The sequence below is a fragment of the Chromatium okenii genome (assembly GCF_002958735.1).
Lineage (GTDB): Bacteria > Pseudomonadota > Gammaproteobacteria > Chromatiales > Chromatiaceae > Chromatium > Chromatium okenii_A.
This window is the reverse complement of record NZ_PPGH01000013.1, coordinates 71193-83248: the sequence shown is the minus strand read 5'-3', so window position 1 is coordinate 83248 and position 12056 is coordinate 71193. Positions and strand designations below refer to the sequence as shown.

Here is a 12056-nt window from a genome sequence, read left to right as displayed (position 1 = left end):
GTTGCGTCAAGTTTTATTTACACTTCTCCGATAGCGATGATTGCACACGAAAATCTTCCGCGATCACCACAAATCGAACCATTTGGCAATGCCAATAAACGCTAAAAACACTAAAAATGCCGTGCCAGACACTCGACCGAAAAAGAAGATATTGCTGTACATCGCCTTCCACACTTCGCCAATGCTCTGCTCCTGCATAAACTCTTGGGAAGTCGCCGCCGTCGCTGTTGTCGCGCTAACACTGCTGCCGCCGCTTTCCACACGCGGATCAGCCGGAATCAAGCCATAAGGATCAGCGCGGCTCACTTTGAAAAACTGAATGTCTGAATCCGCGCCGCCTTTCTCAATCACCACAAACTCGGCACCCACCGCCAGCGCCTTATCAGTGGCGTACATCATGGCGAAATCGTCCAAACTTTCTGCCGCGCCGAGATAATCCCAAGTCGCTGATTTCTCAGGCCACATCATTCTTGCTGCGTAATTCAACGATGATTCCTCAATTAGATAGTGTAATGAACGATGAATGAGCGACCGCCGCCTGACTGTGCAAAATCGCCCCCTGTCAGGTAGACTCAACCGCCCAGATGTCTAGTGAACTAGACACTCATTTGAACCTAATCACAGCTCATCTTGCAAGGCGCGATCTCGCAAGCATCCAGTCAAATTTTCCCTTTAATTTCACGGTTGAACAGACAAGGCAGACACATGCGGAATAAACGAATCCTCGTGATCGGCGCGGGCATGGGCGGCTTGAGCGCGGCACTCAAACTGGCAGTCAACGGTTGCGAAGTCACCGTCATCGAACGTGGTGCGCGTCCCGGCGGCAAACTCCGCGAGCAACATCGCGGCGACCAAAGTTTCTACACCGGCCCGACGGTGCTCACGATGCCTTGGATATTTGAGGAAATGTTCGCCGAGGCTGGCGCTTCATTAAAAGAGCGCGTCACGCTGCATAAAGCGGAAATCCTCGCCCGTCATGCGTGGAGCCAGAACGAACGCCTCGATTTATTTGCCGATCAACAACGCTCTGCAGACGCCATCGCCACCTTTGCTGGCGCAGCGGAAGCCGATGGTTATTTGCGTTTTGTGCAACACGCCAAGCGCGTATTTAATGCCCTCGAAGTTCCATTTATTCGTTCCTCGCAACCAACGCCGCTCTCCATTTTTGGACGCTTCGGAATGAGTGGCATGAGTGAATTGGCGCGAATTAAAGCCGTATTCACATTATGGCAAGCACTCGGCGGTTATTTCAAAGATCAACGGCTGCGTCAATTGTTCGGGCGCTATTCGACTTATGTCGGCGCGTCACCCTATCACGCACCAGCAACATTGATGTTAATTGCGGATGTCGAAAGTCGCGGCGTTTACGCCGTTGAGGGCGGCATTCACGGTTTGCCGGAAGCAGTGGCAAAGCTGGCTGAAGAGAAAGGCGTGACGCTGCGCTACGGCGAAAAAGTCACAGAAATCATCATTGAAGGCGGACGCGCAGCTGGCGCAGTGCTAGAAAATGGCGAGCGATTGTCTGCCGATGCCGTCATTTACAACGGCGATGCCTCGGCACTGGGCGCAGGTTTATTGGGCGCACGAGCGAAAAAAGCCGCCCCACAAATTACTCCCGATAAACGCTCTCATTCCGTCGTGACTTGGAACTTATTGGCAAAACCTGTGGGTTTTCCAATGCAATATCACAACGTCTTTTTCCCGCGTGATTACGCCGAAGAATTCAAATCCGTATTTGAAGATTTGCGTTTACCAGTTGATCCAACCGTCTACATCTGCGCTCAAGATCGCGGCAATCCTGCTGCCCCTGCGCCGACTGAAGCGGAGCGGTTATTAGTTATGGTCAATGCACCAGCGCGTGGTGACAGTCAAGTCATTCCCGAAGATGAGATTCGGCGCTGTGAAGAACGGGTAATGAAGTTATTGGCGCATTGCGGATTAACTTTTGCCGACAACCAAGAAATTGCCGTGACCACGCCGGTTCATTTTGAACAAACTTATCCCGCATCTGGTGGCGCAGTATTCGGGCGCGTCACCCACGGTTTATTCGGTTCTTTTGACCGTCCTGGCAATGAATCAAAAATTGCTGGGTTATATCTTGCCGGCGGCAGCGTCCATCCCGGTCCCGGTATTCCAATGGCGTCGATTTCTGGGCGAATTGCCGCCGAAGCAGTATTAGCGCAATTGAATTGAATCAGGAGTTGAATAATGGCTGTTGCAGAATCAAATCGCCCCGCCAGTCCAGACTTCAATTTAACGGTGCCGCCGCGTGGTTATGCGTGGTGGTATGTCGATGCGTTGAGTGATGACGGGCAACACGGATTAACGTTAATTGCGTTTATTGGCAGCGTGTTTTCGCCGTATTATTTCAAAGGACGGCGCAAAGGACGCAATGATCCGCGTGATCATTGTTCAATGAATGTCTGTTTATACGGTGAAAAACGGCGCTGGACAATGACAGAACGCCACGCCAACGCTGTGAATCAAACCGAAACCAATTTAACTATTGGGCCGAGTGCGATTCAATGGAATAGCGACGACACATTAACGCTGCAACTCAATGAAATTGGCACGCCAATTCCGCAGCGGGTGCGCGGTACGATTCATTTAACACCCAATTTTATCAATGAGCGGATATTCACTTTGGATCGCAATGGACGTCATCGTTGGCGACCAATTGCACCGAGTGCGCGAGTGACCGTTGAATTGGAACATCCCAATATCAAATGGACGGGACACGCTTATTTTGATCGTAATTGGGGCGATGAACCATTAGAAGATGCGTTTGTGTATTGGGATTGGTCACGCGCAGAAATGGGCGGCAATGAAAGCGCAATTTTGTATCACGTTGAACGGCGCAATGATGCGTCGCTGGCATTAGCACTTCATTTCAATGCTGATGGTTCAATCAATGAATTTGCGCCACCGCCAGATCATCGCTTGCCGCGTACACCAATTTGGCAAATGCCACGCAGCAGTCAATCGGACGCAGGTACACCACCGAGCGTGGTGAAAACATTAGAAGACACGCCGTTTTATTCGCGCTCGGTCATCAATGCGCATTTATTGGGGCGTCCCGTTGAAGCCGTACACGAAAGCCTGTCATTAGATCGGTTTCGTTCGGCGTGGGTGCAGCATTTATTGCCATATCGGATGCCACGCTGGTAATAACAAGGCGCGGAACCTGACTGCTATCAATGGTTCCGCGCTTAAAAAAAGATGTGTTTTTAATGAGGTAATGATCAATGGCTATTTCTCTCGAAAAGAAGTTAGAAGAAGCAACGGTTGCCAAAAAACGCTATCAATCGCTCTTTGTCACCGTATCAATTTTGTTCATCGCAGTGATTGGTTATTTGTTTAACAGCATGATTTTAGATTATGCCGTATTAGAAAATGTCAGCATTACTCGTGATGACGATACCAATCAAGTGTCATTTGCATACGATGTTGTCGAGCCGGGCAGAATTGATTTTAATTATGCAAACGCCATTCTCACTGATCGCAAAGATGCGGGAACAGATGAGAACTTTACTTGGAGTTGGGACGCAGAAGGATTAACAGAAATTTCTATCAGAAGTCGAAAATCTGTTCTGCCACATTGGGATAAAGAAAATTTTGATTTTTAGCGATTGTTTCTGAAATTCAATAGACGTTGCATCGTATGCTCGAAAAAAATGCTCATCCACCTGTTGAACTGTTGCCTACCACTGAATGCGAGACCCCGCAATCACTTGATGATTCGTGGTGGGGCAAAAAAGCTCAATTGGCACTTGAAAGTGGTTTTGTTGGAGCTGATGAAACCATGCGGCGTATTCAAGAGCGATTGGATTTAGAGTGCTGCGCAGCCGATAAAATTGAGTTTTTAATTTAATCAACTATTCCCTTTTATCCCTCACTTTCGAGCCACACCGTGAACCCCGACATTCCCACTCTCGAAGCCTCGCAGTCGTCCTCGAACAACCCGAACAGTTATCGCTGCGCCGCCTCGCGCTGACGCCACCGGAACCCACCGATGTCATCGTGGACATCGAATGGAGCGGCATCAGCACGGCACCGAGCGCCTGCTGTGGTCGGGGCAAATGCCCGAATTCCCCGGCATGGGTTATCCGCTGGTACCCGGTTATGAATCAGTCGGGCGCGTCATTTTCGCGGGCGCAGAATCCGGTCTCAGCGTCGGGCAGCGCGTGTTTGTGCCGGGAGCGCGGTGTTATGGCGAAGTGCGCGGCTTATTCGGCGGCGCAGCTTCGCGCATCGTCGCGCCAGCCAGCCGCCTGTTGCCGGTCGCAGAAAACTTTGGTGAGCAAGCCGTGTTATTGACGCTGGCAGCGACCGCGTATCACGCAATCGCCGGCGCGACGGTTGAATTGATCGTTGGGCATGGCGTGCTCGGACGGCTATTGGCGCGGATTGCGGCGCTGGATGCAGCGACGCCGCCAGTCGTGTGGGAAACCAATCCAGCGCGGCATTCGGGCGCGGACGGTTACGGTTACAACGTCATGTCGCCGGACGACGATCCGCGCCGCGATTACCGCTGCATCTGCGACATGAGCGGTGATGCGACGATTTTAGATCGGCTGGTGGCGCGGCTGGCGCGAGGCGGCGAGATCGTGCTGGCTGGCTTTTATCACGCGCCGGTTGCCTTCACTTTCCCGCCAGCATTTATGCGCGAGGCGCGATTCCGCATCGCCGCTGAATTTCAACCCGCCGATCTCGCCGCAGTGCAGGCGCTGCTTGATTCTGGACGCTTGTCACTGGATGGCTTGATCACGCATCGCGTCGCTGCGACTGACGCTGCGAGCGCGTACCGCACCGCGTTTGGCGATCCCACCTGTTTGAAGATGATTTTGGATTGGAGAAATTTATCGTGACTGCATCCGTGACCGTTTCCGCGCCCACCGCGCCAGCACTCAAACAAACCCAGATCATCGCCATCTATGGCAAGGGCGGCATCGGCAAGAGTTTCACCCTCGCCAACCTCTCGTACATGATGGCGCAGCAGGGCAAAAAGGTGCTGCTGATTGGCTGCGATCCCAAAAGTGACACCGCAACGCTGCTGTTTGGCGGACGCGCCTGCCCGACCATTCTCGGCGTCTCCAGCGAGAAAAAACGCGCTGGCGACAGCGTGGCGATTGGCGACATCTGTTTTAAGCGCGATGGCGTGTTTGCGATGGAGCTCGGCGGCCCCGAAGTCGGACGCGGCTGCGGCGGGCGCGGCATCATTCATGGCTTTGAATTGCTGGAAGGTTTGGGCTTTCACGAGTGGGATTTTGACTACGTCCTGCTGGATTTTCTCGGCGACGTGGTCTGCGGCGGCTTCGGGCTGCCGATTGCCCGCGATCTGTGCCAAAAAGTCATCATCGTCGGCTCCAACGATCTGCAATCGCTCTACGTCGCCAACAACGTCTGCTCGGCAGTCGGCTATTTCACTGGCTTGGGCGGCAGCGTCGGCGTCGCCGGCATGGTCATCAATAAAGACGACGGCACCGGCGAGGCGCAGGCGTTTGCGGACGCAGTCGGAATTCCGATTTTGGCGACGATTCCCGCCGACGATGACATCCGCCGTAAAAGTGCGAATTACGAAATCGTCGGACGCCCTGGCGACCGCTGGGGCGCGTTGTTTGAAGAATTAGCGGCGAATGTCGCCACTGCGCCGCCGGTGAAACCGAAACCGCTGGCGCATGAGGAATTGCTCAATTTATTCAAAGGCGATGCCGTTGGGCGGCATGTGATTTTAGAACCGGCGAATGCGGCGGATATGTGCGACGCGGCCGCAGTGGCGAAACCATCTCTCGAAGTGGTGTACGACGATGTCTGAGTTGCCAACGCTTTCGACCTGCGCCAGCGGCCCGCACGATCAACCGCAAACGATGTGCCCAGCATTCGGCGCACTGCGCGTCGGACTGCGAATGCGCCGCACCGCGATGGTGCTGGTCGGCTCCGGCTGCTGCGTGTACGGGCTGAGTTTCACCGCGCATTTTTACGGCGCACGGCGTTCCATCGGCTATGTGCCGTTTGATTCGGAATCGCTGGTTTCCGGTCGATTATTCGAGGATGCACGGGACGCGGTGTTGAAACTGGCTGATCCCGACCGCTACGACACCATCATCGCCATCAATCTGTGCGTCCCGACGGCATCTGGTGTGCCGCTGCGCTTATTGCCCAAGCAAATCAACGGTGTGCGGATTATCGGCATCGACGTGCCCGGCTTCGGCACCCCAACTCACGCCGAAGCGAAAGACGTGCTGGCGGGCGCGATGCTGCATTACGCCCGCAGTGAGGCGGAGCAAGGGCCGGTGCAAGCGCCACGCGGTGGGCGCAGCGAACGTCCGACGATCACGCTGCTCGGCGAAATGTTCCCGGCTGATCCGGTCGGGATTGGCATGATGTTGGAACCGCTGGGGCTGGCGACTGGGCCAGTGGTGCCGACCCGCGAATGGCGCGAGCTGTACGCCGCGCTCGATTGCGCTGCCGTTGCCGCGATTCATCCGCAATATGCCGCCTCAGCGCGGGAATTTGCCGCTGCCGGACGCCCAATTGTGGGCTCGGCTCCGGTCGGCTGCGACGGCACGGCGGCGTGGTTAGATGCGATTGGACAAGCCTGCGGCATCGCGCAAGACAAGGTTGATGCAGCGAAAAACAAGTTTTTACCGGCAATTGCTGGCGCGTTGGCGGCAAAACCAATTAAAGGGCGCGTGATTGTTTCCGGTTATGAAGGTTCAGAATTGCTGGTGGCGCGATTGTTAATTGAATCGGGCGCAACAGTGCCGTATGTCGGCACGGCTTGTCCGCGCACGGCGTGGAATGAAAGCGATTTGGAATGGTTGACCGCGCACGGCGTACCGGTGCAATTCCGCGCTTCATTGGAGCAAGATTTAGCGGCAGTGAAATCATTGGAACCGGATTTAGCAATTGGCACCACGCCGGTCGTGCAGGCAGCAAAAGAATTAACCATTCCGGCGCTGTATTTCACCAATTTGATTTCAGCGCGTCCGTTAATGGGACCGGCTGGCGCGGGTTCATTAGCGCAGGTCATTAACAGCGCCTTGGCGAATAAAGAACGCTTTATTGCGATGCGTGAGTTTTTTGATGGCGTGGGAATGGGTGACACGAGCGGGATTTGGTCGAAAGCGCCGGTGCGGGTGAATAATTAACTCATTAAACCAGTTGGCAACATTTGTTTGTGCGGTGGTGAAAAAATGATTAAACCCAACACGATTACTGAACAACTCCATGCCGAGATTGAACAAACACCGGAGCACTATCGCCCGCTGTTGTTGCGTTTGGTGCATTCTTTTCGTGAAGGGATTGAAGAAGATGCGCCTTGGTTAAATGCAGCTGAAGCTTTCCGCGAAGGCTGGAAGGATATTAAAGCGGGACAGGTTTATGCAATTGAGACGTTATGGGATGATATTCACATCAAAACTGATTAACGCTGATGGTAATCTATTATTCGGCAGCATTTAAGCGCCAAGTGAAACGTTTAAAGAAAGTATGGCTGCGCCATTAAGTGAAAGCGTTAAGCAATCGTCGCTTTTTGGATTAATTGCTCAATAAAAAAACGCCCCGAATCATCGGGGCGTTTTTATTTCAGCAATGACGATCTAAATGAACTACTTCAAACCGAAGTCATCGGCACTGAGCAACACGATGCCGCTGAGGGCAATTTCCATATCGGGCGCCTTATTGCCGTCTAAATCGATGCTCACCAGCGTGGTTTTATTCACGGCGTCAACTGCAAAGTTGATTTCGTGACCAGCGCCGGTGTAGGGCTTGGTGCTGAGGAAACCCCAAGTTGCCAGCGGCGCAATGGCTTTCAGGCTGATGACATCGCCGCCGGACGAGCTGAAGTCGGTGATGAGATCGCGGTTGGCTGCGCCCACGCCGGAATCGGTGGCGGCGGTGTAGTTGAAAGTGTCGGCATCAGCGCCGCCGGTCAGACTATCGGCTCCGGCACCGCCATTGAGACTATCTGCGCCAGCATCACTCGTCAGGCTATCGTCACCGGTTCCGCCGGACAGCGTGTCGTTACCATTTGAACCGTAGATGGTGTCGTTGCCAGCGTCGCCATAAACGAGGCAGGTATCAGCCATATCGATCTTGTCGTTGCCTTCACCGCCGGAAACGTAGTTTTTACGGGCGGCGTCGTACTTCAAATAGCCGGAGATGGTGTCATCGCCATCGCCGCCGAGCAGGGTTGCACCAGCGCCGGTGTACCAGCCGTAATCTGTAGCACTGATGACATCATTGCCAGAACCGCCGTCCAACAGATAACCGTTGCCCAAGGTGTCATCGCCGTCACCGCCCAACAGGGTGTCATTTCCCTGACCGTTGCTCCCTGAATTCGCCCACAGAGAGTCATTCCCCGTCCCGCCAATCAGCAAATCTGAGCCAGCGCCATCAGTCAGACTGTCATTCCCGTCACCGCCGTCGATGATGTCGTCGCCATAGTGTCCATTGATCGCGTCGTTACCAAATCCGCCCTGCATTCGGTCATTACCATCCCATCCCTCCAGAGCGTCATCGCCCTCGCCACCGTCGATGGAATCATCGCCCACCTGCCCGTTGATCGTGTCATTGCCAAAACCACCCACCAGCAGATCGTTCTCCGAGCCGCCCGAAAGATTGTCATTTTCTGCGCCGCCGTCGAGCGAATCTTTACCGGCTGCACCGTCAAGCGTGTCGGCACCGTTGCCACCCAGCAGATAATCATCGCCGTCCTCGCCCGATAAGACATCGTTGTCATCGCCACCATCCAGATGATCGTTGCCGGTGTTGCCGCTCAAGGTGTCATTGCCGGTCAACCCGAGCAATTTGTCGGGACCGGCGCTGCCCTGCATCAAATCGGGTTCGGGAGTCAGCGGAAACTCGAAGTCATAACTGCGGGAATCGACCGGCAGGGTAAAACTGCCCATCTCATCGTTGTCAGCGATGGTCAGCGTCGCGGTGGTTTTGCCCAGCGTGGCACCGGTGGGATTGCTCAGAGTGAACAGCACCGTTTCTGGAGTTTCCAACAACATATCGCCCGGCACTGACACCGTGACGGTTTTGCTGCTCTCGCCGGGTTTGAAGGTGAGCGTACCGCTGCTGGCGCGGTAATCATTGCTGGCAACGGTCGCCGTGCCATCGCTGCTGGCGTAATCGACCGTCACTGTGCTTGCCGCCACCGTTGACAGCGTGACGGTAAACGAGGCGGTGACGCTGTCTTTGTCGGACTCGGTCACAGTCTGGTCGTCGCCAAAACCCACTGTCGGCAGGTCGTCATTGGTCAACGTGACGATGGCGCTGGCGCTGCCAAGCACGGCGTTAGTTGGGTTGCTTATCTTGAGCGCGAAGGTTTCATCAGTTTCCACCGTCGCATCACCGAGCACCGGCACCGTGATGGCTTTGGTCAGTTCACCGGGCGCGAAGGTGAGCGTTCCGGTCACTGCGGTGTAATCGCTATCAACGATGGCGGTTTTATCGCTGCTGGCGTAATCGACCGTCACCGTAGACAGCACTGGCGACGAGAGCGTCACGGTAACGGTCGCATTTGCCGTACCCGCCGCACCTTCGGGAACTGCGACATCCGCAATGCTGAGGCTGGCGCGGTCGTCATTGGTAATGGTCACAGTCGCAGTGGTGAGTTCACCCAACAGCGCCAGCGTCGGATTGCTCAAAGTGACGCTGAAGGTTTCATCCGCTTCGACTTCAGTGTCATTGCTGATCGGAACCGTCAACGTTTTGGTGAGTTCACCGGGCGCGAAGGTGAGCGTGTCGGTCAGCGCGGTGAAATCGCTGCCGCTGGCGCTGCCGTCACCAGTCGCATAACCCACCGTCACCGGCTGGCTGCTCACAGCGGAAAGATTGACCGTGAGATTGGCGGTGTGCGTGCTGATGTCTTCACTGACTGCAAGGGCATCGGCAGCAAAGGTAATGCTGGGCAGATCATCATTGGTCAGCGTGATCGTGGCGCGAGCAGCGGTACTGAGCACCGCGTTGGTCGGTTTGGTCAGCGTGAGCGTGAACGTTTCATCGGGTTCCACGTTGGTATCGGCGATGACCGGCACCGCGATGGTTTTGGTGGTTTCGCCGGGCGCAAAAATCAACTTGCCGGTGGTCGCAGTGAAGTCCGTTCCCAACAGCGCCGTGCCCTTCGCGGTGGCGTAGTTCACCGTGACCTCGGCAGTTGCGGGGATGTCCAGCGTCACCGTCACGAGAGCTTCCGTGACGCCCTCATTACCTTCGACGACCGTGACATCAGCGATGCTGAGGCTGGGAAAATCATCGTTGGTGATGGTAACGGTAGCGAGGCTGGCGCGAGGTGAAAGCGCCGCATTGACGGGATTGGCAAGCTGCACTTGGAACGTTTCTGAGCTTTCCACTGTGGTATCAGCCGTCACCGGAATGATGACGGTCTTGCTGGTTTCGCCAACTTTGAACGTCAGACTGCCGGTGCTCGCGGTGAAATCGCTGCCTGCCTCCGCCGTACCGTTCAGCGTGCTGTAATCGACCGTCACATTTTGATTGGCGGCAGCGGACAGACTGATGGTGACAATGGCATTGGTGGTGCCGGTCTGTCCTTCTTTCACGGTAGCGCCCTTGACGGACACCAACACCTGATCGTCATTGGTCAAGATGCCGACTGCTTGCGGATCGCCCAGCTCACAGTTGACCGGTTGAGACAGGAACAAGCTAAACGCTTCATTGGCTTCCACGAGCGCATCGGGAATGACGGCAACGCTGACAGTTTTGCTGCGCTCACCAACATCGAAGGTGACGGTGCCGGAAGTGGCGGTGTAATCGGTGCCAGCGGTAGCGGCTGCGATCCCTGCGCCGTCAGCACCACCGTCGGCAGTGACGTAGTTCACGGTGACGGGACGCCCGGCGGGTGCGGACAGCGTCAGCGTGAATTGCACGTTGAGTTTGCCGCTGTTGCCTTCGTTTTGGGTGATGTCGGTAACGGATAACAGCGGCATGGGACCGGCGCTGATGTCAACGGTCTGATCCTTGAAACTCAGCGTTTCGACATTAACCACTTGATCCTGTTCACCGCTAGCGGTGTGCGTGACCGTCCACGAGTTATTATCAAGATCATAGACTTGCGTGTATTCAGCCAGCTTGCCGGTGTAGGTCACGGTATCTGCACCAGCGCCACCATCCAGCGAATCGTCGCCGAGACCGCCAATCAAAGTGTCATTGCCCGCGCCGCCGCTGAGGGTGTCAGCGCCAGCAGCGCCGTCCAAAAGATTCGCGCCGGCGTTGCCTTCTAGCTGATTATCCAAAGCATTACCGGTGCCGTTGAGCGCCAAAGTGCCAGTCAATTGCAGTGCTTCCACGTTGTCTGACAGGCGCTTAACGGTGGCGCTGCTAATCACACGATCAACATCACCGTCCGTGACTGTTTCGACAATCGTGTCTTCGGTGTTGTTGATGAGATAGGTATCGGAACCATCGCCGCCAATCAGACGATCGGCATTCAAACCACCGTCGAGAGTGTCTGCACCGAGACCACCTGATAGCGTGTCCTTGCCACCCAAACCGACTAATTTATTGTCGCCGTTGTTGCCGGTTAGCTTATTGTCGGACTGATTGCCAGTGCCGTTGAGATTTCTTTCACTGGTCAGCGTGAGGTGTTCAAGCGCAGCACCCAGCGTGAAAGTCACTGAAGCCTGCACCGTATCCTTACCGCCTGCCGAGGTTGCCTTTTCAACAACCTTATCTTGGGAATGATCAACGATATAGAAGTCGTCACCATCGCCACCATCCAAGGTATCGCTGCCAGTGCCGCCGTCCAAAGTGTCTTTACCAGTTGCGCCAAAAAGAATGTCGTTATCAGCGCCGCCTTTCAATAAATCGTTGTCGGCTTGACCGAGCAGGGTGTCCTTGCCGGCGCCGCCATCCAAGGTATCGTTGCCGGCACCACCATCCAAGGAATCGTTGCCAGTGCCACCAGAGAGCGAATCCAAACCACTCTCGCCCTTCAGAGTATCGTTGCCACCCATACCATTGACGGTATCGTTGCCAGTGGTGCCAGGATGTTTATCGTTTTTATCATTCAACGTAATAGGTGTCGCCAT

The 12056-nt window shown here is 55.0% G+C and carries 10 protein-coding genes; 8 read left to right on the top strand and 2 right to left on the bottom strand.

All coding sequences use genetic code 11. The annotated features are described in order from the left end of the window. Positions 1-63: 63 nt before the first annotated feature. Positions 64-468: a hypothetical protein gene (locus CXB77_RS02165; protein ID WP_242445357.1), complete on the bottom strand. Its 405-nt coding sequence runs from the start codon at positions 466-468 to the stop codon at positions 64-66. Between the two features lie 237 nt (positions 469-705). Between CXB77_RS02165 and crtD the strand changes: the two genes are divergently transcribed. From crtD to CXB77_RS02125, 8 genes are all read left to right on the top strand, one after another. Further along, on the top strand, positions 706-2193 hold the full coding sequence (gene crtD / locus CXB77_RS02160) for a 1-hydroxycarotenoid 3,4-desaturase CrtD (RefSeq protein WP_105072615.1): 1488 nt from the start codon (positions 706-708) through the stop codon (positions 2191-2193). A 15-nt stretch (positions 2194-2208) separates the two neighbouring features. Next, the gene (locus CXB77_RS02155) at positions 2209-3168 is read left to right on the top strand and encodes a carotenoid 1,2-hydratase (RefSeq protein ID WP_105072614.1); all 960 of its coding nucleotides are present in this window, start codon (positions 2209-2211) and stop codon (positions 3166-3168) included. 77 nt (positions 3169-3245) lie between these two features. After that, the gene (locus CXB77_RS02150; RefSeq protein WP_105072613.1) at positions 3246-3626 is read left to right on the top strand and encodes a hypothetical protein; all 381 of its coding nucleotides are present in this window, start codon (positions 3246-3248) and stop codon (positions 3624-3626) included. A 35-nt stretch (positions 3627-3661) separates the two neighbouring features. Next, positions 3662-3871 carry a hypothetical protein gene (locus tag CXB77_RS02145; protein ID WP_105072612.1) on the top strand — a complete coding sequence of 70 codons (210 nt, stop codon included), beginning with the start codon at positions 3662-3664 and terminating at the stop codon, positions 3869-3871. 160 nt (positions 3872-4031) lie between these two features. Further along, positions 4032-4868: a chlorophyll synthesis pathway protein BchC gene (bchC, locus tag CXB77_RS02140; RefSeq protein ID WP_347338028.1), complete on the top strand. Its 837-nt coding sequence runs from the start codon at positions 4032-4034 to the stop codon at positions 4866-4868. Continuing rightward, positions 4865-5815, top strand: coding sequence for a chlorophyllide a reductase iron protein subunit X (locus tag CXB77_RS02135; RefSeq protein ID WP_172452494.1), 951 nt, complete (start codon positions 4865-4867; stop codon positions 5813-5815). The genes bchC and CXB77_RS02135 overlap by 4 nt, the downstream gene beginning before the upstream one ends. Further along, positions 5808-7151, top strand: a complete 1344-nt coding sequence (gene bchY / locus CXB77_RS02130) for a chlorophyllide a reductase subunit Y (protein WP_105072610.1) — start codon at positions 5808-5810, stop codon at positions 7149-7151. The genes CXB77_RS02135 and bchY overlap by 8 nt, the downstream gene beginning before the upstream one ends. A 45-nt stretch (positions 7152-7196) precedes the next feature. Next, entirely contained in the window at positions 7197-7430 is a 234-nt protein-coding gene (locus CXB77_RS02125; RefSeq protein WP_146108648.1) for a hypothetical protein, read from the top strand. Positions 7431-7610: 180 nt separating this feature from the next. Here CXB77_RS02125 and CXB77_RS02120 read toward each other — a convergent pair whose 3' ends face one another. After that, positions 7611-12056 (bottom strand): calcium-binding protein, encoded by a 4446-nt coding sequence (locus tag CXB77_RS02120; RefSeq protein WP_146108647.1) that lies wholly within the window; start codon positions 12054-12056, stop codon positions 7611-7613.

Coding starts and splice junctions, on each gene's coding strand:
- CXB77_RS02165 (WP_242445357.1), bottom strand. CDS start 468: ATGATGTGGCCTGAGAAATCAGCGACTTGGGATTATCTCGGCGCGGCA.
- crtD (WP_105072615.1), top strand. CDS start 706: ATGCGGAATAAACGAATCCTCGTGATCGGCGCGGGCATGGGCGGCTTG.
- CXB77_RS02155 (WP_105072614.1), top strand. CDS start 2,209: ATGGCTGTTGCAGAATCAAATCGCCCCGCCAGTCCAGACTTCAATTTA.
- CXB77_RS02150 (WP_105072613.1), top strand. CDS start 3,246: ATGGCTATTTCTCTCGAAAAGAAGTTAGAAGAAGCAACGGTTGCCAAA.
- CXB77_RS02145 (WP_105072612.1), top strand. CDS start 3,662: ATGCTCGAAAAAAATGCTCATCCACCTGTTGAACTGTTGCCTACCACT.
- bchC (WP_347338028.1), top strand. CDS start 4,032: ATGGAGCGGCATCAGCACGGCACCGAGCGCCTGCTGTGGTCGGGGCAA.
- bchY (WP_105072610.1), top strand. CDS start 5,808: ATGTCTGAGTTGCCAACGCTTTCGACCTGCGCCAGCGGCCCGCACGAT.
- CXB77_RS02125 (WP_146108648.1), top strand. CDS start 7,197: ATGATTAAACCCAACACGATTACTGAACAACTCCATGCCGAGATTGAA.
- CXB77_RS02120 (WP_146108647.1), bottom strand. CDS start 12,056: ATGGCGACACCTATTACGTTGAATGATAAAAACGATAAACATCCTGGC.